Origin of the sequence: Dietzia sp., from assembly GCF_036741115.1 — a bacterium.
Taxonomy (GTDB): domain Bacteria; phylum Actinomycetota; class Actinomycetes; order Mycobacteriales; family Mycobacteriaceae; genus Dietzia.
Genome location: NZ_DAINST010000032.1, coordinates 1,323 through 23,404, shown reverse-complemented (window position 1 = coordinate 23,404; position 22,082 = coordinate 1,323). Strand labels below are relative to the sequence as shown.

Genomic DNA, 22,082 nt, shown 5'->3' with positions numbered 1-22,082 from the left:
TGGAGCCTCCGGCCTCGGCCCGTCGATTGATAAAGTTCTGCCCATGACGCTTCTCCTCGCTCTGGGCGCGTCGGCGGTCTCCGTGCTCCTCGCGTGGCCGCTCACCCGCGCCCTCGGGCGAGCAGCCGGCTGGCCGCTCGCGGCGCTCTACGTCGTCGGCCTCGCCGCCCTCGCGCCCGAGGCCCGCGCGGTCTTCTCCGGCGAGCGGGGCGGCACCGCCTCGATCGACTGGGTGCCCTCGCGCGGCTGGACGCTCGAGCTCGTCGCCGAGCCGATCGGGATGCTCTTCGCGATCATCGCGCTGGGGATCGGCGCCATCGTGCTCGTCTATTCCACCGCCTACCTCGATCGTCGGCCCCCGGCGGAGGCAGGGACGGTGCCGGCGCACCACGAGCCGCCGCCCGGCACTCCTCTCGCCCCGGCCCCGGGATACGCCTTCTACCAGCTCATCACTGCGTTCACGCTCGGGATGCTGCTGCTCGTGCTCACGGACTCGATGGCGGTCCTCTACATCGGGTGGGAGCTCACCTCGCTCGCGAGCTTCGCGCTAATCCTCGGCGCCGGCCGGCCGGGCTTCACCGCAGCGCTGCGCACGCTCTCGGCAACGTTCGTCGGCGGGCTCGCCCTGCTCGCCGCGCTGGCACTCATGTGGTCGGTCACGGGCACCGGGCGCCTCTCCGCGGCGATCGCCAGCGATCGATGGGGCGAGCACCCCGAGCTGCTCGCCGTACTCGCGGTGCTCGTGGTCGTCGCCGTGTTCACGAAGTCCGCGCAGTGGCCGTTCCACTACTGGCTGCCGGGGGCGATGGCCGCGGCGACGCCGGTATCCGCGTATCTCCACGCCGCCGCCGTGGTCAAGGCCGGAATCTTCCTCGCGATGCGCTTCTCGCCGCTCTTCGCCGACGAGCCCACATGGCGCGTGCTGCTCGTCGCCGTCGGCCTCGGCACCGCGATCATGGCCGCGATCTTCACGATGCAGAAATTCGATCTCAAGCAGCTCATGGCATACTCGACGGTCTCGCAGCTCGGCTGGATCGTCGCGGCGATCGGCGTGGGCACGGACACTGCGCTCGCGGCCGCGGCGCTCCACACCTTCGCCCACGCGCTGTTCAAGTCCGGGCTGTTCATGCTCATCGGCGTCGTCGATCACTCCGCGCACACGCGCGACATCCGCGAGCTGCGCGCGATCCCCGGCCGCATCCGCGCCATGCCGGTCGCGTTCACCGCGACGCTCGTGGGCGCCGCGGGCATGGCCGGGATCCCGCCGCTCCTCGGCTTCGTGTCGAAGGAGTCGATGCTCTCCGCGCTGGGCACTCTGCCCGACGGGGTGCCGCGGACCCTCGCCCTGGTCGGCGCGGCCGTTGCCGCCGCGGGGACCGTGGCGTACTGCGCGCGCATCGTCCTCGGCGCGTTCGTGGACACCGACCGCTCGGCAACCGCCACACCCGCCACCGCGGCGGAGGCCCCGAGCCTGCACCGGGTGTCCCCGGTATTGCTGTGGTCCGCCGTCATCCCGGCTGTGGCCGGCCTGCCGCTGGCGTTCGTCCTCGGCCCGTTCGACGCCCCGCTCGACGCGATCTCCGCGGCTGCGGTCCCCGGCTCGCACCCACACAGCCACCTCGCGCTGTGGCACGGCCTCGGGCTCGAGCTGGGGATCACGCTCGCGGCCATCGCCGTCGGCGCGGCGATCGCATACTGGCGGCGGCCAATCGAGCGCGCGCTCGACCGCCGACTCCTCCCCTTCGACGGCGCCGGGGCCTCCGATGCCGTCGAGGGCGAGATCTCCGGGCTCGGCGCGGCGATCGGCGAGCTCTCGGAGTCCCGCGCGCCCGGTCGGCATGTCTCCGCGCTCCTCGCCACGATGTGCGCGTTCGGCCTGCTCGGCGTGTTCGCGCTCGCGGAGGGCAGCGGCTTCGGCGCGCTCCCGCCGCTGCGCACCGGACCGTTCCAGTGGTCCGATCTCGTCGTGTTCCTCGCCGTCGCCGCCGCGGTCGGAGGCATGGTGATTATGCGTTCGCGCATCGCCGTGGTCGTTCTGCTCTCTGCGGTCGGCATCGCGGTCACGGTGCAGATGTTCGCGCTCGGCGCTCCAGATGTCGGCCTCACGCAGCTCTTGGTCGAGGCGATCACCGTCATCGTGTTCATGCTCGTCATTCGCCGCCTCCCCGCCACCTTCAGCAGGCCCACCCCGGGACGGCACCGCACCGGCATCGTCCTCGGCGCGTGCGTCGGCCTGGCGGCGGTCGCGGGCACGCTCCTTCTCACCTCCCGCCGCGACCGCTCGGCGCTCGGCATGTGGTACCTCGACAACACCGAAGAGGTGAGCGGCGGGCACAACGTCGTCAACGTGATCCTCGTGGAATTCCGCGCGCTCGATACCCTCGGCGAGCTCGCCGTACTAGGCATGGCCGGCATCGCGATCCTCGCCGTCGTCGGCTCGGTCGGCATCCGCTTCCGCGACCCGGCACGCCCCGCCGGTGCCAGGCAGCGCGGCACGACACCCCCCGCCCATGACGGCGGAGACGTCCCTGCCTCCCGGGCCGACACAGCGCAGTCCTCTACCGATGTAGACGAGGACGCGACGCTGCCGACATCCCCGGTCGCGAGGCGAGAGGCGCTGTCGCCCGCCGCGCGCGCCGCGTTCTCCGAGGCCCGGCGAAACACCGCGCCCCTGCGCCTCGCCGCGCGTTTCGCCGTCCCCGCGCTCCTCCTCGTCTCGGCGCTCCTTTTCCTGCGCGGGCACAACGCCCCGGGCGGCGGGTTCATCGCTGCGCTCGTCGCCGCCGCAGCCGTCTCGCTGATCTACCTCGCAAAGCCCGCCGACGACACGCTCACGAAGGGCCGAACGCCGGCCGTCGTCACGGGAATCGGCTTCTGCCTGGCGGGGCTCACCGGAATCGCCGGGTACGCGTGGGGGACGTTCCTCGAGCCCGCGCACGTCGAGTTCGCCGGGGTGCACCTGACGAGCGCGATGGTCTTCGACGCCGGGGTGTTCCTCGCCGTGCTCGGGCTCCTGCTCGTGACGATCGCGTCGCTCGGCACCGAGCGGCTGCGCTCGGACTCCGACGACTACTCGGACACCCTTCACGGCAGCGACACCGGCTCGAACACGGACAACGACACCGACACCGACACCGACCGAGAGGAGGCCCTGCCGTGATCCTCGCCCTCACCATCGGTGTCCTGCTCGCCGGCGGCACGTACCTCCTCGTCCAGCGCGAGATGCTGCGCGTGGTCTTCGGGCTCGCGCTCATCAGTCACGGGGTCAATCTGCTTCTGCTCGCCACGGGCGTGGGCGCGTGGCGGGCCGAGCCCCTCCTCGGGCGCACGGACGCCGCCGACGCGGCCGACCCGCTCCCCCAGGCCTTCGTGCTCACGGCGATCGTCATCTCGCTCGCGGTCACGATCTTCATGTGCGCGCTCGCCGTCATCGGCCGCGACGACGACACCACCACCGTGCCCGCCACCGGCGACCGCGCCGAAGGCCACCGCGCCGCCGAAGACCGCACCGCAGCCGACCGCACCGATCGGGGGACCGAATCATGAGCGCAGTCGGCGCCCTCCTCCCGCTCTTCCTCGGCGTGCCCATCCTCGCGGCCGCCCTCGCCGTCCTCGTGCCGTGGGCGGCAGTGCGGAGGGGCCTCGTCTACGGCGTCCCGCTCGCGGGGCTCGTCGCGGGCCTCGCGCTCATCAGCTATCACGAGACCGAGCGCGTCGCGGCGGTCAACGTCGGCGATTTCGTCCCGGGCGTCTCGATCCCGTTCGCCTCGGATACGTTCTCCGCGCTGATGATCTCTGTGTGCTCGCTCGTCGCGCTACTCGCGGTGTGGCTCTCGGACGCCTCCGGCGACCTCGCCCCCTCCCGGTATTTCCCGGCTCTCGTGCTACTCCTCCTCGGTGGCGTCGGCGGGGCGCTGCTCACCGCCGACGCGTTCAACCTCTTCGTCATGGTCGAGGTCATGCTCATGCCCTCGTACGCGCTGCTCGCCCTCGCCGGGCGGGGAGGCCGGATCGCCGCGGGCCGCACGTTCGTCGTCGTCAACCTCCTCACCTCGACCCTCTTACTCGCGGGCGTCGGCCTTGTCTACGCCGTCGCGGGCACCACCAACCTCGCCGCGCTCGCCGGCGCCGCGCGGGAGGACTCGCGCCTCGCGCTCGCACTGGGGATCGTCGTGCTCGCGCTGTGCATCAAGTCCAGCGCCGTGCCCGTGCACGGCTGGCTGCCGTCGACATACGCGGAGACGAGCCCCGGGGTCATGGCGCTGTTCGCCGGGCTGCACACGAAGGTCGCGCTCTACGCGATCATCCGCATCTGGTCCACGGCATTCGACTTCGACCCCACGTGGGGCTGGCTCATGCTCACAGCGGCGCTGGCGACCACCCTCGTCGGATCGATCGGTTCGGCGGCGGGATCGAGGATCCGCGGGGTCCTCTCCTGGCAGATGATCGCGGGAGTCGGCGTCATCCTCGCCGCCCTTTCCGTGGGGGTCACGCGCGTGCCCGGAGAGAACGGCCCGCAGCTCGCCACGACCGTGGTCGGCGCCGCGCTCACCGCGGCGATCGCGTACATGATCCACCACATGATCACCATGGGCGGCCTGATCTCGGCCTTCGGCGCGCTCGAGAAGACCTACGGCTCCACGCGGCTCACCGGTCGCGGCTCGCTGTCCGGGATGTGGTGGCGGGAGCGCCCCGTGGCGATCCTCGTCGCCGTGGGCATCGCCTCGCTCGTCGGCTTCCCGCTCACCAGCGGGCTCGTCGCGAAATTCGAGGTCGTGCGCGCGGCGGCGCTCGCCGGCGGCGCGCCGGGCCTCGCCACGCTGTTCGTGGTGTGCGCAGGCTGGCTCATCGGCCTGCTCGCGATGCTGCGGCTGTGGCGCAACGTGATGTGGGATTCGGGCTCAGGCTCTGGTTCGGGCTCGGCCGGTCGCCCGCGCACCGCCCTTGCTTCGCGCCGTTCGCTCGTCCCCCTCGTCCTGACGGCGCCCGCCGCGATCCTCATGGCCTGCAGCGTCGCGATGTTCGTGTTCTACGAGCCGCTGGCGAAGGTCACCGACAGGGCCGCGATCTCGCTCATCGACACCCGGGGCTACATCGAGGAGGTCCTCGGTCCAGGCTCGCTCGATGGGCAGTACATGGTGCCCCCGCTCTCCGACGGCGAGTTCCGCCCGCTCGCCGGAGACGATGCTCGCGAGGCGATGTTCCGGGGAGGTAACCGATGATCCGGCGGATATTCGCGATCCCTGGGGTCGCCGTGTGGATGCTGTGGCAGATCCTCGTCGCCGCATGGGCGGTGGTTCGGGCAACGCTGTCTCCCCGGCCGCTCGGCCCGCCCGTGCTCCTCCGTTATCCGCTGCGCGGGACGAGCGATCTGCAGGCGACGACGCTGTCCTGGGCGATCACCGTGACCCCGGGGACGCTCGTCGTGGCCATGGGCGACGAGGAGCTCTACGTACACTGCGTGCTCGGCGGCGAGCACGAGGAACTGCGCGCCGAGTTCGCGGAGATGGAACGCCGGATCATGCGCGTGCTGCCGAACGATGAGAGGAAGGGGGCGAGCCGATGAGCGCGCTGTTGATGTGGCTGCTCGGGATCTCGCTCGGAATCATGGCGGCGGCGGTCGTCGCCACGGCCGTACGGATCGTCATCGGCCCCGACGACCAGACGCGGATCGTGCTCGCGGATCTCGTGTTCTTCGGCGCCCTCGGCCTGTTCACGCTCTTCGTGATCCGCCGCGGATCGGCCGTCGCGGTCGATGTCATGCTCATCGGCTCGCTGATCGGCATCCTGTCCACTGTCGCGCTCGCGCGCATGATCTCGGGGGGCAGGCGATGAGCGGCGCCGAGGGAATCGAGAGCATCGAGAGCTCTGTATGGACCGACCTCGCCATCGGGGTGCCGGCGCTCCTCGGCGCGCTGTGCTTCGCGGTGGCCGTGCTCGCGGCGTACCGCGTGCGCGATGCGCTCGGCCGGATCAACACGATGTCGGTGGCGACGAGCCTCGGCTTCGTCCTCTTCATCGTCGCGGCGTTCGCCCACGTGACGGTCCGCGAGGGTTTCACGTGGACCGTCCTCGCCGAGGCGCTCGTGGCCGTCTTCGCAACGTTCGTGGTGGTGACCATCGCGTCGATGTCCATCGCGCGGGCGGTGTTTCGCTCCGGCGCCCCGCTCGATCCGAACACGGATGTCTCGGACCTGCGGGGCGACGGGCAGGAGCAGCGCTGATCGGCATGGATCCGCGCTGATCCGGGCAACTTCTAGAAGTCGTCGATGATGAGTTTGCCCATCCCCATCATGTGCTCGTGGGCGCCGGGCCGCTGCATGAGCTCGCCCATGTTGTCGGGGACGACCTGCCAGCTGAGGCCGTACGAGTCCTTGCACCAGCCGCACTGCTCGGCCTCCGGCACCGTGGACAGCGCTGCGAACAGTCGATCGATCTCCTCCTGACCGTGCGCCGCCACCATGAGCGACATCCCCTCGGTGAACGAGAACGGCTGCTCGACCCCGGAGTCCATGGCGGTGAACCACTGCCCGGCGAGCCGGAACTCGGAGAACATGATTGCGCCCTTCGGGGCCGGGCCGGTTTGCTCGGGGTACTCGGCGACCGTTCCCCAGCCCGAATCCGGCAGGAGGGCGATGTAGGAGTCGACGGCCTCGCGGGCCTTGTTCTGCGCCGGTCCGCAGAACATCAGCGACGGGAGCACGAACGGGCGCTTCCCGCCCTCCGGGTTGGTGAGGATGAGTTGCCAGCTGACCCCGTACCTGTCCTGCACCCACGCGTACTTCGGGCTGAACGGGTACTCGCCGAGCTCCATCATCACGAAGCCGTCGGCCGAGAGCGCCGTGTGGACCTGCTCGAGGTAGTCGGCGGCATCGGAGTAGAGCACCGGGTCGAAGTTGAGCATGAAGTTGATCGACGGGTTAGGGGTGAACTCCGGGCCGGCGTTGATGATGGTGAGCGCAGTCCCTGCCAGCGAGACGTCGACGGTGACGGGCTTACCCGCCATGGCCTTCTGGAAGTCCGGCAGTCCTTCTTCGGGGTAGCGCCCCGTGATCTCGAACGAGCAGTCGCGGAAGGTCGCGGCGTAGAATTCGGCCTGCTCCTCCGCGGCGCCGTCGGACCAGATGTTGGGGGTGATCGTCTGTGTGGCGGTTTGAGTCTCGGACATTGGGCACTCTCCTCGAGTGGGGGTCGGATCACCGCCGACGCTAGCGAAGGGCGCGCGCCCCGGCATGTCCGAACGTGCGGCGTCTCCGCCGAGACGCCGACCATCCGCACTCGAGACGCCGCCGCGGCCCACGGCAATTGCTCGCAGTGGGCCGCGGTTCGTGCGCGAAAAGGGCGGAAGCGCCCTCTCGGATCTAAGCCTTGGCGTAGGAGAGGAGCGGCTCGAGGAAGGAGTACTGCGGGGCGATCGACTGCCAGGTGAACGTCCAGTTGCCCTCGGCATCGGCCTCGCACCCGGTATAGCCCCAGGTCTTGGCGTCGGTGTTCATCTGCTCGAAGTGGGTCGTGATGCAGTCGTGCTCGTTCATCGGAGCGCTGGTGTTGGTCGTGGTGATCTCGTCGATGATCGGCTTCGACTGCTGGGCGTCGAGGCTGCCGATCGACGGCGGGTTGACGATTCCGCCCTTCGGTCCGTCGCCGAGGATCTGGCCGACGGGGTTGGGCGCGGGCTTCGGCTGGGCCGTGTCCTGTGCATAGGCGGCGGGCGCGCCCAGGCCGAGGGCGAACAGGGTGGCGGCTGCGATGGAGAGGGCCTTCTTCGACATGATGAGCATCCTTCCGTAGCGCTCGTGTGGCTTCGGCTCTGTCCACTGGCTACATCGGGCCGCGTCGATGCCTGCGTTAGCAGTTAAGTTTCTGCCCATCCCGGCTACTGAGGCCTCGGCATGTCGGAGGTCGCCATTTTCCCTGCGTCAGGAGCCGGGCAGAACGGTCGATGGACGAGACGGAACCGGAAGAAATCGGCGGCCGCTTGGCGGATGTTCAGTCCGGCGTCATCCATGGTGGTTCCGCCTACCTTGCTCTCCCCCGCCCTGCCCTGCCCAGTCCTGTCCTGTCCTGCTCTGCCCTGCCCTGAGACGCAGCACCGCCCCGCACTCGCAATGGGTGCAGGGCGGTGCCTTGGGCGAATAGTTTCGGCCCGTTCGGCCTGCTCGAGCTATCCGATTAGTTCCAGCCGAGCTTGGCGTCGCCGCGGTCGGGGTTGGCCTCGACGCCGTCACGGACCTTCTGCCCGAGCGTCTCGTCGACGGCGCCCCAATAGGCGTAGACGCGATCGAGGAGCTCGGTCTCCGAGGGATCGATGGCCGAGACGTGGCCCACGATGTTCGAGACGAGGCGGTCGCGCGCCGCATCGTCCATGACCTCGCGGTAGAGCGTGGTCGCCTGGGCCTGGTCGGAATCCTCCGCGTGCTGCACGTACTCGCCGCGGTAGATGTTCGAGCCCTTCGTGTCCCATTCGCCGAAGTCGTAGGCCTCGGCCTCCGCGGCGGAGGGACCGCCGGTGGAGTTCGGGGCGTACTCGGCGATGGCCGGGTGGTTGAACTGGTAGGCCATCGCGCCGTCCTTCGCGTACGAATTGACCGGCGCAAGCGGCTGGTTGACAGGAAGCTGCTGGTAATTCGCGCCGATCCGGTAGCGGTGGATGTCGGCGTAGGCGAAGACGCGGCCGAGCAGCATCTTGTCGGGCGAGAAGCCGATCCCGGGCACGAGGTTCGACGGCTCGAACGCGGCCTGCTCGATCTGGGCGAAGAAGTTGAGCGGGTTCCGGTTGAGGGTCATCGTGCCGACCTTGTGCAGCGGGTAGTCCTTCTGCGACCAGACCTTGGTGAGGTCGAACGGGTTGAAGCGGTAACCGTCCGCCTCATCCGCCGGCATGATCTGCACGTAGAGGGTCCAGGACGGGAAGTCGCCCTTCTCGATCGACTGGAAGAGATCCTTACGGTGCAGGTCCGGATCGGTGCCCGCGAGGCGGTCGGCCTCGTCCTGCGTGAGGAAGTCGATGCCCTGGTTCGTCTTGAAGTGGAACTTGACCCAGTTGCGCTCGCCGGCGGCGTTGATGAACTGGTAGGTGTGCGAGCCGAAGCCGTCCATGTGGCGGTAGCTCTTGGGCAGGCCGCGATCGCCCATGAGCCACGTGACCTGGTGGGTCGACTCGGGCGAGAGGGTCCAGAAGTCCCACTGCATCGCGTTGTTGCGCAGACCAGAGCCGTTCTTCCGCTTCTGCGAGCGGATGAAGTCGGGGAACTTGATCGAGTCGCGGACGAAGAAGACCGGGGTGTTGTTGCCGACCAGGTCGTAATTTCCGTCCTCGGTGTAGAACTTGAGCGCGAAACCACGCGGGTCGCGCCACGTGTCCGGGGAGCCCTGCTCGCCGGCGACGGTGGAGAAGCGGGCCAGCATCGGGGTCTTCTTGCCCTTCTGCAGGAAGTCGGCCTTCGTCCACTTCGAGATGTCCTCGGTGACCTCGAGCTCGCCGAAGGCGCCGGAGCCCTTCGCGTGGACGAGGTGCTCCGGGACCCGCTCGCGGTTGAACTGCGCGAGCTTCTCGATGAGGTAGACGTCGTGGCTCGGGTGCGGACCCTGCTGCCCGACCTGGGCGGAATACGCATCGCTGGGGACGCGTGCCCCGCTGTTCATGGTGGTCGGTGCACCGTCCGGGATCTCTACGACTCCCCGGTCGGCAGGATTGTTGGCGGCGTTGCTCATTTCGGACCCTCCGTAACTGTGGTGGTGGTGAGGTGTCTACCCGGTACTGGGGCGGACGTACTGCTAAGGCACTTGTTCAGGAACCTTCGCGGCACAGTCCGGGCAGGTTCCCCAGTACACGACCTCGGCTTCATCGATGGCGAACCCGTGGCTTTCCGCGGCGGTGAGGCACGGGGCCTCCCCGATCGCGCACGCCACGTCCTCGACCCGCCCGCACGCACGGCACACCACATGGTGGTGGTTGTCGCCCGTTCGGGTTTCGTAGAGGACGGGATGTCCCGCGGGTTCGATCCGGCCGACGAGGCCGACGGCCACGAGAGTGCGCAACGCGTCGTAGACGGTTTGCGTGGATACGGTGCCGAGCTTGTGCCGGACCCCCCGCGCCACGTCGTCCGCAGCAATGTGCGCCTCTTCGCAGACGACGGAGAACACCGCGAGCCGGGGTGCGGTGATCCGCATCCCCGCCTCCTTTAGGCGCTCCGTAACCAAACTCTCCGTCGTCATGGGCTCCACCATACCCATAAACTGGAATAAGTCCAGTTTTTGAATAGATCCACAAACCTTCGCCAGCATGCTCCCCTGAGTCGCCCTCACGGAGCGCACGAGCGTGCGCCCGCACACGCGCACTCATGCCGGCCCGATTCGCAGCATCCGGCTCATCGCCGCCTGCCAGAACACCCCGGGATCGCCCTCTGCCGCGCCCGGCGCGACCGTTCCCGTGAGCTCCATCGGTTCGTCGACCGGAGCGTCGCCGACCTTTGTCCCCACGGTCTCCTCGCCGGTGTCCGCGTCGACCGCCGTGTAGTAGACGGGGCCGAGCTTCTGCGAGAGGCCCGTGGCGGCGAGGTCTCCCGCCGCTCGCTCGGCCTGCTCCGCGCCGGGCAGCGCCGCCGACCCGGGCGGCAGCTCCGGCGCGTCGCCGTAGGACAGGCCGTGGATCTGTCGGTCGCCCATCGTGGCCTTCGGCAGGGTCGCCGTGCGAGAGTTCTGCGTCCACGCCCGCTCGCAGCTCGACCCGTTCGTGACGACGGAGGTCATCCCTCCCCTATAGGACGCGGCGCCGGGTACCGAGGGGCCGTCGACGGCCATCGGCATGTACTCGTAGCCGTACGTGTTCGCGATGATCAGCGACCACTCGCCTCCGCCGGGAGAAGCCAGCGCGATCGGGGAGTTCTCGGACTGGGCGGGGCCGTCGATGAGCCGACCATCGCCCGCCGCGGTCTCGGGGTCGAGGGTGGTCGCAAAGGCCGGCACTTCGCAGCGGACCTCACCGGAGGCGCGGTCGAGGACGATGAGCGAGGAGCGATCGGCGGCGTCGAGGTAGGCGACGAAGTCGTCGCCGTGCGGGCCGAAATACGCCGGGGTCGAGCCCGAACCGTGGCTCAGCATGCCGGGGTGGCGCGCCGCTCCGCGTTCGTAACCGTGGCGCCAGTCGACGCGAAGTGCGCCGTCCGCGCCGGACTGCTCGACCTCGTAGAGGGCGTGGGTGGTCATCACCGAGGCGCCCCCTGGGCGCACCGTGATCCCATTGCTAACCTTCTCGCCGGCCGCGACTCCGGCGGACGCGGGGAGGTCGAGGATTTGCGAGGCTCCCGGCTCGCCGGGGCGAATCGTCCCCACCTTCGACTGTGTGGTCACGAACCAGATGCTGCCGTCCGTGCCCGGCGCGAGGCCGGTGACATGATCGCCGTTTTCGCCGCCGCCTACGCCACCGCCGCCGAGGAGCGGCCCGAGATCGGCGAGGATCTCGTCCGTCATGCGCCATCCGCCCGCCTCGTCGCGCTCGTGGCCGATCGCATGGAGCACGCCGCGCCCGTCGGCGAGGACCACCCTGTCCCGGTCGTCCATGTACCCGTAGACGCCGCCGAGGAGCGCGCCCTTGGCGAGCCGGACCCGCGCAAGCGGCTGCGCCGTGACCGGATCGAAGGCCACGACGGTGGGCGGGGTGAACTCGAGGGGATCGGTGCCGACGTACGCCGTGTACAGCGCCACCGGGATCCCGTCCGCGCCGACGAACACCGAGGAGCACGTGGCTCCGGGGATCGAGGCGGCCACGGAAACAGTGCCGCCGGGTTCCGCAGGCCCCTGCCCCGGGATTGTGTCGGTCGAATAGATGTCGCCGTGGACCGCTGCGGTGCCGAGCGGCCCGAGCCCTGGCGCAGCCGGTATCGCACCGGCCGGAGCGGCCACCTCGGCCAGGAGCGCTGATGCGATCGCGGCAGGTGCCACTACCCGGCGCCCACCGCCATTTCTCCGCTCCGTACCCGCGCCTGCAGCCATTCGCCTGCCCGCTTCGTCATTGATCTCGACACGTCCGGCCCGTCCTGCGGCCAACGTTAGACAGTCGCGCTGGGAAGCGTGGGCGATTCACGATCTACGGCCGAAACGGAATCCGAATCAGGTGCCGGCGTCGGTGTCAGAGACGTCGCGAGAAAGAACTACGGCCCCGGACTCCGCGTGAAGTCCGGGGCCGAGGCGCTTCGCGTCGAGGCACGAAGCCGCTAGACGAGCAACTCCGCGATCTGGATGGTGTTGAGCGCGGCACCCTTGCGCAGGTTGTCCCCGGAGACGACGAGGTTGAGCCCGTGGCGTCCCTCGACCGAGTAGTCCTGGCGGATGCGCCCCACGAGCGACGCGTCGATCCCGGCGGCCTTGAGCGGCGTGGGCACGTCGTCGAACTGCACGCCCGGGGCGTTCTCGAGGATCTCGCGCGCCTCGGCGGGCGTGATCTCCTTCTCGAAGGTGGCGTTGATGCTCATGGTGTGGCCAGTGAAGACCGGGACGCGCACGCAGGTGCCCGCGACGAGAAGCTCGGGGATGCCGAGGATCTTGCGCGACTCGTTGCGGAGCTTCTGCTCCTCGTCGGTCTCCAGCGAGCCGTCGTCGACGATTGCGCCGGCGAGCGGAAGGACGTTGAACGCGATGGGCTCGGTGTAGGGCTCCGTGCTCTCCACCGACAGCGCGGAGCCATCGGAGACGAGGTCCTCGAGGTTGTCGACGTTGGCGCGCGCCTGCGAGGCCAGTGCGTCGACGCCGGCGAGGCCCGAACCGGAGACAGCCTGGTAGGAGGAGACCACCATGCGCTTGAGCCCGGCCACGGAGTGCAGCGCCTGCATCACGGGCATCGCGGCCATCGTGGTGCAGTTGGGGTTGGCGATGATCCCCTTCGGCGTGTTCTTCGCCTCCTCCGGATTGACCTCGGAGACGACCAGCGGGACCTCGCCGTCCCGGCGCCACGCCGAGGAGTTGTCCACGACGATCGCGCCGGCCGCCGCGAAGCGCGGGGCCTGCTCGCGGCTCAGCGTGCCGCCGGCCGAGAAGAGGGCGATGTCGATGCCCTCGAGGTCGCCGGGGGTCGCGGCCGCGACGTCCTCGACCTCGATCTCCTCCCCGCGGAACTCGAGCTTCTTGCCCGCCGAGCGGGCCGAGGCGAAGAACCGCACGCGGTCCGCCGGGAACTCGCGCTGCTCGAGCAGGGTGCGCATCACGCGCCCCACCTGGCCGGTCGCACCGACTACGGCGAGTGTGGTCATATCCGTTCCAACTCCCTAGGTGCCGGGGCGCCGCCCCGGCTTCTCGCCGGCCCGCGGCCGGCTTCTCGTGTGTGTACGCGCATCCGTTTCCGTGCGCGCGGACCCGTCGCCCTCCCCCGGCCGTTTCGGCCGGACCGTATGACGCCGCAGGTCCTCGGCTACCGGCGAGTTTACCGACCGGTGCCTGCGTGGACGACCGCCTCTTCGTCGCCACCGAGCTCGAAGGCCGCGTGGAGGGCGCTCACGGCCTCGGGCAGCTCGGACTCGCGGCAGAGCACGGAGATCCGGATCTCCGAGGTCGAGATCAGCTCGATGTTGATCCCCGCCTCGCTCAGCGCCTCGCAGAACGTTGCCGTGACGCCCGGGTGGGACTTCATCCCCGCGCCCACCAGCGAGACCTTGCCCACCGAATCGTCGTAGAGGATCTTGTCGGCCTCGAGCTCTTCCTTCGCCGAGGTGAGCAGCTCGACGGCGCGCGGCGCGTCCGCGCGCGGGCACGTGAACGTGATGTCGGTGCGGCCCTCGGCCTTCGAGACGTTCTGCAGGACCATGTCGATGTTGATCTCGGCCTCGGCCACGATGCGGAAGATCCGGCCGGCGTAGCCGGGGCGGTCGGGGATGCCGACCACGGTGATCTTCGCCTCCGAGGCGTCGTGTGCGACTCCGGTCAGAACTGCATCTTCCACTGGGATGTCCTCCATCGATCCATCGACGAGCGTGCCGGGGTTGTTGGTGTACGAGGAACGCACGCGCAGGGGCACGTGGTAGCGGCGCGCGAACTCGACGCTGCGCAGATTGAGGATCTTCGATCCGACCGCGGCGAGCTCGAGCATCTCCTCGAACGAGATCTTTTCGAGCTTCTGCGCGTCCTTCGCGATGCGCGGATCCGCGGTGTAGACGCCGTCGACGTCCGAGTAGATCTCGCACACGTCGGCGTCGAGCGCCGCGGCGAGCGCGACCGCCGTGGTGTCGGAGCCGCCGCGACCGAGCGTGGTGACGTCCTTCGATTCCTTCGACACGCCCTGGAAGCCGGCGACGATGACGATCGAGTCGTCGTCGAGCGCCTCCTGGAGGCGGCCGGGGGTGATGTCGATGATGCGGCTGTCGCCGTGCCGGCTCGTGGTGATGATCCCGGCCTGCGAGCCGGTGAACGAGCGTGCCTCCATGCCAAACGACGAGATCGCCATCGCCAGCAGCGAGTTCGAGATGCGTTCGCCGGAAGTGAGCAGCATGTCGAGTTCGCGCTGCGGCGGCGAGGGGCACACCTGCTCCGCGAGGTCGAGCAGTTCATCGGTCGTGTCGCCCATCGCGGAGGCGACGACAACCACCTTGTTGCCCGCCTTCTTGGTCTCCACGATGCGTTCGGCGACGCGTCGGATTCGCTCGGCCGACTCGACGGACGAGCCTCCGTACTTCTGTACGACCAGTGCCATGAAAGTCCAGGTCCTCCTCGGATCGAACTATTGGTGCCCCCGATGGACCGGGGGCCGTGGGGCGGCCGTGCCGTTGTGGCTGCGGATGCTCCGGATGGTGTTCCGGACGTTCCGGCAGATCCGTTCCGCGCACGGGCGCACCCCTTGATGTTACCGAGTCGGACCGCGCCGGTACTCAGCCGCGCTCGAGGCGCCCCGGGGCCACACGGGCGAACCCCCTCCGGAACTGTGATAATCCGGAAGTGATGCCCCCAACCGTCCTCGCGATCGCACTCGCGCTGCTGTCCGCGCTCGCCACAGCCTTCGGCATGGTCCTCCGCCATGCCGCGGCCGAGGCACCGGACCACGGCGAATCGGGCGCGCACGCGGCGATCAAGTCGATCTTCGACTGGCGGTGGCTCGGCGGCACCATTTCCTCGCTCGTCGGATTCGCGCTCCAGGCGGCGGCCCTCAATTTCGGCTCCCTACTCATGGTCCAGCCGATCACCGTTCTCTCGCTCATGTTCACGCTCCCGCTGGCCTCGCGCTTTTCCGACCGCCCGGCGACGCGCACGGAGTGGGTGTGGGCCACGGTGCTCACCGCATGCGTCGGCGCGCTCGTCGTCTACGGCCGCCCGATCGAGGGCGCCGAGCACCCCGCATGGTGGGAGTGGGCGATCGCGGTGGCCGCGGGGCTCCTGGTCATGGGCGCGCTGGGCAAGATCGCCCGGCAGGAGCTCCGCCGCGACAGGGCGATGCTCCTCGGTGTGGCCGGCGGCATCGCCTTCGCCTACGTCGCCGTCTTCGCCAAGGGACTGGTCACGCGCATCAACTCGGGCGGCCTACTCGGCGTGGTCACCAGCGGCGAGGTGTACGGACTCGTCGCCGCGGCGGTCCTCGCGCTCACCGTGCAACAGGCGTCATTCGCCTCGGGAAACATCAACCAGGCCGCGCCCGCGAGCACCGTCACCACGCCCGTCGTTTCCATCGCCCTGGGCCTCTTCCTCCTCGGCGAGCGCTTCAGCGTCTCGGGCTGGGAGCTCGTCATCATCGCCGCGATCATCACCGCGATGGCCGCCGCCACCGTCTTCCTCTCGCGCGCCGCGGAAACCTGATCGCGGCGCGACCGCGCCCCGGCCGCCCCATATAGCCGCCCGGCCCGCTCCTCCATCCACTCCAAAGCGCATCCCCAGGTCCCGGGGCACCCGGTTCACAGGTTTCAAGTTGTCGCGTCAAGTATCGTTGGGCCCGCCCACAGGCCCGCGATCTACAGAGGGGAGCGCACCGAGATGCCTGGTCGTCAACGCCGATGCACCCCGACCGTGCGTCGACTCCGCCCCGGGGACACCGCGGTCGTCCTCGGCGCTCCCGGCCTCTTCGTCTCGCCCCCGCAGCCCGAATGGGTCGCCGATCTCCTCGCTGACCCGACGTGCCTGCTGTACTGGGCCTCGGACGACAACGGCGGCGCCCTCGGCTACCTCCTCGCCTCGTTGCTCCCCATGCCCGATTCTGCGGAGGTCTTCGTCTACTCGATGGGCATCGCGGGCGGCGGCGATTCCGGCTCGGGATCCGGCTCCGGTAATGCGTCCGAAGACAGCTCGATCGCCGAGGCCCTTCTCGACAAGGTCGCCGCGTACGCCGAGGATTCCGCCTGCTCGCGGGTGTGGGGCGTGCCATTCCCCGGCAATCATCTGTATGACGGCGAAGGCGGCGACACCACGGGCATCGACCTCCCTCTCGGCTGATTACCGATCCACGCACCGCGCCATCGCGGGGCCGACCCGTCCACGTCCTCCGGCGTCAAAGGAGTATGGTGTTCGGCATGCAGCGCGCGCTTCTTCTTCGATGCCGCGGCGGGGCAATCTCCTAGAGAGTCGGCACCCCGTCGTGGGGTCCGTTCGCGCCGGCTCTTCTCGTAGGACTCGGCCCAATTCGGCCCAGCACGAAAGGAAGAACGCATGTCCAGCTCGGACGCCTTCGTCTCCGCATCCTCCTCCATCACCCCGCCCTCGGCGCCGGCTCCCGTTGGGCAGCCCGCGTGGAACCGCCAGAAGAACTCGAGCATGCCGGCGTTCCGGTACATGCCGTTCCACGAAGAGGTCGAGGACACCTCTCTCCCTGACCGCACGTGGCCCGACACGATCGTCGAGAACGCCCCGCAGTGGTGCGCCGTGGACCTGCGCGACGGCAACCAGGCGCTCATCGATCCGATGAACCCGGCGCGCAAGCGCCGCATGTTCGAGCTCCTCGTGCGCATGGGCTACAAGGAGATCGAGGTCGGGTTCCCCTCGGCGTCGCAGACGGACTACGACTTCGTCCGCGAGATCATCGAGGACGGCGCGATTCCCGACGACGTGACCGTCCAGGTGCTCGTCCAGTGCCGCGAGGACCTGATCCGCCGCACGTTCGAGGCCTGCGAGGGCGCGAAGGACGTGATCGTCCACTTCTACAACTCCACCTCGATCCTGCAGCGCCGCGTGGTCTTCCGCGCCGAGAAGGACGCGATCAAGAAGATCGCCACCGACGCCGCGAGCCTGGTCAAGGAGGTGGCGAAGGACTACCCGGACGTCAACTGGCGCTGGGAGTACTCCCCCGAGTCGTTCACGGGCACCGAGCTCTCCTTCTCCAAGGAGGTGTGCGACGCGGTCTCCGAGATCATCGCGCCGACGCCCGAGAACCCGATGATCCTCAACCTCCCCTCCACCGTGGAGATGGCGACCCCGAATGTCTACGCCGACCAGATCGAGTGGATGCACCGCAACCTCGAGCGCCGCGATTCGGTGATCCTCTCGCTGCACCCGCACAACGATCGCGGCACGGGCGTCGCGGCGACCGAGCTCGCGCTCAAGGCCGGCGCCGACCGCGTCGAGGGCTGCCTCTTCGGCAACGGTGAGCGCACCGGCAACGTGTGCCTGGTGACCCTGGGGATGAACCTCCTGACCCAGGGCGTCGACCCGCAGATCAACTTCGCCGACATGGACGAGATCCGCCGCACGGTCGAGTACGCCAACCAGCTCCCCGTCCACGAGCGCCACCCGTACGGCGGCGACCTCGTGTTCACCGCGTTCTCCGGTTCGCACCAAGACGCCATCAACAAGGGCATGGCCGCGATCGAGAAGGCCGCCGAGGAGGCCGGCACCACCGTCGCCGAGTCGACGTGGGAGGTCCCGTACCTGCCGCTCGACCCCAAGGACGAGGGCCGCTCCTACGAGGCCGTGATCCGGGTCAACTCCCAGTCCGGCAAGGGCGGGGTCTCGTACATCCTGCGCACCGACTACGGCCTGCAGCTCCCCCGCCGCCTCCAGGTGGAGTTCTCGAAGGTCATCCAGGGGATCACCGACTCCGAGGGCGGAGAGGTCACGCCCAAGCAGATGTGGGACGTCTTCTCCACCGAATACCTCGACCGCATCTCCCCGATGGAGCGGATGTCACAGTCGCTGTGGGCGGCGTCGACGGACGACGGGGAAGACCAGATCGACGCCGTCATCCGGTGGAAGGGCCGCGAGCGGGAGATCAGCGGAACCGGCAACGGTCCGCTCGCCGCGTTCGTGGACGCGCTCAACCAGCTGGGGCTGTCCGAGATCCGGATCCTCGACTATGCAGAGCACGCGCTGAGCGCCGGCGACGACGCGCAGGCCGCGGCGTACGTCGAGTGCCAGATCGACGGGGAGGTCTTCTGGGGCGTGGGCCGCGCCGCGTCGATCACGACGGCCTCGCTGCGCGCAGTGGTGTCCGCCGTCAACCGGGCCTTCGAGTCCGAGGCCATCCGCCAGGACGAGGACGAGATCCCGAGCTCGGCGAGCGGCCGCACCTGGGCCCCGTAGAAGGGAGACGGGTTCTGACGCCGCCATCCGCATGTCCCGCGGGTGGCGGCATCGCCGTGTGTCGTTCGCTCTGCCAGTGGGCGCGTGTTCACCTGCACTCCGGGGCCCGCTGAGCGCTACACAAGGCGTGCTGAGCGCAAAACGTGAGCAACCCCACTCCGCCGCCCCCGATTCGGATGCGCAAATCTCACACTATTCTTCAGTCGCGCTTATCTCCGCTGGTCTGAGCGATCCCCCCACAAGGCCTTGGCGTCACATGAGCAACCGGTGTAACGGGACCGTCCTCGAGCCTCGATGTTGGTCACGAAATGATTACCGAAGCATTTCCCATCGGCCACTTTCTGCTAGTAGCCTTGGTGCCGTCAGGTGAACGCCAGCCCGGCTCCGCGCCGAGTTGCACGCCGAGTCGCACGCCGAGGGGCACGCGCCCGGGAGCCGGTCCAGGCACCGTGCCTCGCACCACAACGAGTCGCCGCATCACCCGGGACTGCACTAACACTGGAGATTATCTATGCGTTCGATCAACCGCCGTTCGTTCCTCGCGGGAACCGCGGGCGCCGCTTCCGCGATCGGCGTCGGCGCCGCTTTCGCCGGTAGCACCGGCGCCGGAGTCGCCGGGGCGCAGACGCTTCCCGCCGGTTCATCGGGGATCATCCCGATCGAGAACCCCGGCCTCGTCGGACTGCAGACCCCCGGCGGCGTCGTCGACCAGCTCGACAAGATCCGCTTCGCCCTCCCCAGCGGGCTGACCGACTGGATGGATGTCCCGGCCCCGCACGGCGCGCGCGACGACCAGAAGGGTGTCGGAGCCACCGGCGGCATCCCCACCCCCGACGGCGCCACGGGCTTCGAGGTCAAGAGCGGGCAGGGCAACCAGCCTGTCTACGCCGCGACCGGCGTCGGCCCCACCGGCTCCTCCGCTGTGGACGATTTCGTCCGCTCCAACGGGGAGATGAACCGCAACGAGCTCGTCAACTACGCCGGCCTCCCCACCACCGATCTCCTCGGCTTCCCCGTCGTCCCGCGCTGGGCGTGGGGCGCGGACGAGAGCATCACCAGCTGGGGCGCGGAGTTCCGCGAGGCCCAGGTCCTCACCGTCCACCACTCCGTGACCCCCGCGGGCTGGGACACCGCCGCCACGATGCGCGGTTTCCACCGCTACCACACGCTGAGCAACGGCTGGGGCGACATCGGTTACCAGCTCGTCATCGACCCCGCAGGCGTCGTGTACCAGGGCCGCGTCTCCGGGCTCGTCCCGGTCTTCTCCGCCCCGCCGATCCCCGGCATTCGTCCCCAGTCCGTCACCGGCGCGCACGTCGGCGGCAACAACTCGGGCAACATCGGCGTCTGCCTCATGGGCGACTTCGACAACGCGATGCCGTCCGGGGCGCAGTGGTCCTCGCTCGTCAACGTGCTCGCCCGCCTCTCGGCGGCGCTCATGATCGACCCGATCGGCGGCGTCCACTACAGAAACCCGGACGCCGGCACCGCATTCAACATGCGGTCCATCAACGGCCACCGCGACTGGATGTCGACCGGCTGCCCCGGCAACATGATGGCCGGCGCGATGGACGTGCTCCGCGGCCAGGTCGCCGGCGCCCGTGCAAGCCTCGGGATCTTCCCCGGCTCGTCGATGCCGACCATCCCGCAGATGCCGCAGTTCGAGCTCCCGGATCTCTCGCAGTTCATGCCGCAGCTCCCCGACCTCGGGCAGATCCCCACCGGGTCCTAGGGGTAGGGCCAGGGCCCGAGCCAGGGCCGCCCCCCGGCCACACGGCCAGTCGAAAAAACCGCCGGCCGCAGCGTTCTCGCTGCGGCCGGCGGTTTTTTTGGGCGCGTCCACCTTATAGCCAGCGGGCCACACAGTCGAAGAGCAGCGGGGCGAGCTGGGGGCTCTCCGCGCCCGCTCCGACGAGCTCGTGCGGGTCGATCCAGCGCGTCTCCTCGATCTCCGCCGCTGCCCTCGGCTCCCCGGGGCACGAGGCCCGATAGACCTCGGCGTGCAGGGCGAATCCGGGCTCGTTCGCGGCCGCGGTGTCCACGGCGCCGAGGTGCTCGACGAGCTCGGGTTCCAGGTTGAGGCCGAGCTCTTCGGCGACCTCCCGCACGGCGGTCTCCAGCGGGTCCTCGCCGGGCTCGGGCTTCCCTCCCGGGTGCATGAAGGCGGCCGTGCCCCGCTTGCGGACGGTGAGCCAGCGCCCCCGCTCGTCATAGAGGATCACAGCGGAGACGGTGATCTCCCTCGCATTAGACGTTTCTGCCATAGCGGCTCCTGTTCTCGGCTTGATGGCAGTGCTGCGGTCGATCGGTGGATCGAGCGTGCGGGCGACCGGGCGAGCGGCCCGGTTTAGCGCCTCGAGCGGCCGCTGGGCAGGACGAGCCCGAGTACCCAGTTGACCACGGAGATCACGATCCCCGCCCACAGCGCGGGCCAGAAGCCGTCGACCGAGAAGCCCAGAGAGAGGCGCTCGGAAATCGCCCCGGTGAGCAGCACCATGAGCGCGTTGACCACGAGCAGGAAGAGGCCGAGCGAGAGCACGACGAAGGGGATGGACAGGAATGTGACGACGGGCCGCACGAACATATTGACGACGGTGAACACGAGAGCGACGACGAGCAGCTCGACCCAGAAACCCGGGTCCGAGACGCGATCTCGCAGGTACGAATTGTTCGCCACGAGATCCGTGCCCGCTTCGGTGCCGATCCGCGTGATGGAGTTGGCACCAGCGGCGACGAAGTCGATGCCCGTGACGAACGTGGCCGCGAGCCAGAGGGCCACGGCGTTCGCCGCGATCCTGATGAAGAACAGCAGGAGCCGCATCCACACCCCCTCCGGGTTCCTCCCCCGCCGCGGCGGGGGTTTCTGCTTACGATGGCCCCGCCACGACTTCGATACGAATTCTCGATGCGGTTTCGACGCGGAACGGATGCCATGGACGACGATACCGTCGACGCACAGCACTGGCTCTACCTCGACATCGAGGGAGCGGACACCCCGGGCCTCGACGTGGAGGGCATCCTCCCCGGCGCCGACGAGACGGTGGCGCTGCGCGCCGAGGCCGAACGCGCGGCTGCCGCCGGCGACCTGCGCTCGATGTACCGGCTCGCCCTCGCCGACGACTCCCTGCTCCGGCTCTTCGATTCCGAGCGCTGGTGGGCACTGGCGGCCGAGCACGGCGATGCGACCGCGATGTTCAACCTCGGCGTCTACGCCTTCCACGCACACGATTTCGACGATGCCCGTGGCCACTGGATCACCGCCGCCCGGCACGGATCGGCGTCCGCCGCCCACAACCTGCGCGTCCTCGAGCGCGAGGTGGAGCAGGTCGACGGAAGGTTGCTGATACGCCGATTCCCGCCCGGCGAGGAGCCCATCTAGGGCTGTCCTGCCTCGATGGCCGCTCGCCTGCCGGGCGGGAATCTGTGCACTGGCAGCGGGCGCGGCCGGTGGCCGCCCTGGTTCGCCTCCGTTACTTCACGTACGAGTCCGCGATGTCGAGCGCGCGGTCGAGCACGTCGAGGCCCTCACGCACCTGCTCCTCGGTGATCACGAGGGGCGGCACGACGTGGAAGCGGTTGTAGTTCATGAACAGCAAGAC

The 22,082-nt window shown here is 69.2% G+C and carries 20 protein-coding genes; 11 read left to right on the top strand and 9 right to left on the bottom strand.

The window, feature by feature from the left end:
• Positions 1-43: 43 nt before the first annotated feature.
• Genes V7E05_RS06860 through V7E05_RS06835 form a run of 6 tightly spaced genes read left to right on the top strand, consistent with a single transcriptional unit; the run spans position 44 to position 6,224 of the window.
• Positions 44-3,160, top strand: coding sequence for a DUF4040 family protein (locus tag V7E05_RS06860; protein ID WP_333618926.1), 3,117 nt, complete (start codon positions 44-46; stop codon positions 3,158-3,160).
• On the top strand, positions 3,157-3,546 hold the full coding sequence (locus V7E05_RS06855) for a sodium:proton antiporter (RefSeq protein WP_333618925.1): 390 nt from the start codon (positions 3,157-3,159) through the stop codon (positions 3,544-3,546). The genes V7E05_RS06860 and V7E05_RS06855 overlap by 4 nt, the downstream gene beginning before the upstream one ends.
• Entirely contained in the window at positions 3,543-5,222 is a 1,680-nt protein-coding gene (locus tag V7E05_RS06850; protein ID WP_333618924.1) for a proton-conducting transporter transmembrane domain-containing protein, read from the top strand. Before V7E05_RS06855 ends, V7E05_RS06850 begins: the two co-directional genes overlap by 4 nt.
• Positions 5,219-5,566, top strand: coding sequence for a Na+/H+ antiporter subunit E (locus V7E05_RS06845; RefSeq protein WP_333618923.1), 348 nt, complete (start codon positions 5,219-5,221; stop codon positions 5,564-5,566). Before V7E05_RS06850 ends, V7E05_RS06845 begins: the two co-directional genes overlap by 4 nt.
• Complete coding sequence (locus V7E05_RS06840; RefSeq protein ID WP_333618922.1) at positions 5,563-5,835, top strand: monovalent cation/H+ antiporter complex subunit F; 273 nt, start codon at positions 5,563-5,565, stop codon at positions 5,833-5,835. The genes V7E05_RS06845 and V7E05_RS06840 overlap by 4 nt, the downstream gene beginning before the upstream one ends.
• Positions 5,832-6,224 carry a monovalent cation/H(+) antiporter subunit G gene (locus V7E05_RS06835; protein WP_333618921.1) on the top strand — a complete coding sequence of 131 codons (393 nt, stop codon included), beginning with the start codon at positions 5,832-5,834 and terminating at the stop codon, positions 6,222-6,224. The genes V7E05_RS06840 and V7E05_RS06835 overlap by 4 nt, the downstream gene beginning before the upstream one ends.
• Positions 6,225-6,256: 32 nt before the next feature.
• Here V7E05_RS06835 and V7E05_RS06830 read toward each other — a convergent pair whose 3' ends face one another.
• From V7E05_RS06830 to V7E05_RS06800, 7 genes are all read right to left on the bottom strand, one after another.
• On the bottom strand, positions 6,257-7,168 hold the full coding sequence (locus tag V7E05_RS06830; protein WP_333618920.1) for a VOC family protein: 912 nt from the start codon (positions 7,166-7,168) through the stop codon (positions 6,257-6,259).
• A gap of 193 nt (positions 7,169-7,361) precedes the next feature.
• Positions 7,362-7,772, bottom strand: coding sequence for a hypothetical protein (locus V7E05_RS06825; protein WP_333618919.1), 411 nt, complete (start codon positions 7,770-7,772; stop codon positions 7,362-7,364).
• A 400-nt stretch (positions 7,773-8,172) separates the two neighbouring features.
• Positions 8,173-9,645, bottom strand: coding sequence for a catalase (locus V7E05_RS06820; protein ID WP_333618934.1), 1,473 nt, complete (start codon positions 9,643-9,645; stop codon positions 8,173-8,175).
• A gap of 132 nt (positions 9,646-9,777) precedes the next feature.
• A complete protein-coding gene (locus V7E05_RS06815; protein WP_333618918.1) occupies positions 9,778-10,287 on the bottom strand; it encodes a Fur family transcriptional regulator in 510 nt (169 codons plus the stop codon).
• Between the two features lie 54 nt (positions 10,288-10,341).
• On the bottom strand, positions 10,342-11,943 hold the full coding sequence (locus V7E05_RS06810) for a hypothetical protein (protein ID WP_333618917.1): 1,602 nt from the start codon (positions 11,941-11,943) through the stop codon (positions 10,342-10,344).
• A gap of 272 nt (positions 11,944-12,215) precedes the next feature.
• Positions 12,216-13,247 (bottom strand): aspartate-semialdehyde dehydrogenase, encoded by a 1,032-nt coding sequence (locus tag V7E05_RS06805; protein ID WP_333618916.1) that lies wholly within the window; start codon positions 13,245-13,247, stop codon positions 12,216-12,218.
• A 170-nt stretch (positions 13,248-13,417) separates the two neighbouring features.
• On the bottom strand, positions 13,418-14,680 hold the full coding sequence (locus V7E05_RS06800) for an aspartate kinase (RefSeq protein ID WP_333618915.1): 1,263 nt from the start codon (positions 14,678-14,680) through the stop codon (positions 13,418-13,420).
• A 245-nt stretch (positions 14,681-14,925) separates the two neighbouring features.
• On the opposite strand from V7E05_RS06800, the gene V7E05_RS06795 reads away from it, so the two are divergent.
• The 4 genes from V7E05_RS06795 (at position 14,926) to V7E05_RS06780 (ending at position 20,215) form a co-directional block, all read left to right on the top strand.
• Positions 14,926-15,774 (top strand): DMT family transporter, encoded by an 849-nt coding sequence (locus tag V7E05_RS06795; protein WP_333618914.1) that lies wholly within the window; start codon positions 14,926-14,928, stop codon positions 15,772-15,774.
• Positions 15,775-15,981: 207 nt separating this feature from the next.
• Complete coding sequence (locus V7E05_RS06790) at positions 15,982-16,404, top strand: hypothetical protein (protein ID WP_333618913.1); 423 nt, start codon at positions 15,982-15,984, stop codon at positions 16,402-16,404.
• A gap of 213 nt (positions 16,405-16,617) precedes the next feature.
• On the top strand, positions 16,618-18,483 hold the full coding sequence (gene leuA, locus V7E05_RS06785; protein ID WP_333618912.1) for a 2-isopropylmalate synthase: 1,866 nt from the start codon (positions 16,618-16,620) through the stop codon (positions 18,481-18,483).
• Positions 18,484-18,994: 511 nt separating this feature from the next.
• Positions 18,995-20,215, top strand: coding sequence for a peptidoglycan recognition protein family protein (locus V7E05_RS06780; RefSeq protein ID WP_333618911.1), 1,221 nt, complete (start codon positions 18,995-18,997; stop codon positions 20,213-20,215).
• A 112-nt stretch (positions 20,216-20,327) separates the two neighbouring features.
• On the opposite strand, the gene V7E05_RS06775 is transcribed toward V7E05_RS06780, so the two are convergent.
• Both V7E05_RS06775 and V7E05_RS06770 read right to left on the bottom strand, forming a co-directional pair.
• The gene (locus V7E05_RS06775) at positions 20,328-20,747 is read right to left on the bottom strand and encodes an NUDIX hydrolase (RefSeq protein ID WP_333618910.1); all 420 of its coding nucleotides are present in this window, start codon (positions 20,745-20,747) and stop codon (positions 20,328-20,330) included.
• Between the two features lie 83 nt (positions 20,748-20,830).
• Positions 20,831-21,295 (bottom strand): phage holin family protein, encoded by a 465-nt coding sequence (locus V7E05_RS06770; protein ID WP_333618933.1) that lies wholly within the window; start codon positions 21,293-21,295, stop codon positions 20,831-20,833.
• 120 nt (positions 21,296-21,415) lie between these two features.
• On the opposite strand from V7E05_RS06770, the gene V7E05_RS06765 reads away from it, so the two are divergent.
• Entirely contained in the window at positions 21,416-21,862 is a 447-nt protein-coding gene (locus tag V7E05_RS06765; RefSeq protein ID WP_333618909.1) for a hypothetical protein, read from the top strand.
• Positions 21,863-22,082 lie beyond the last annotated feature (220 nt).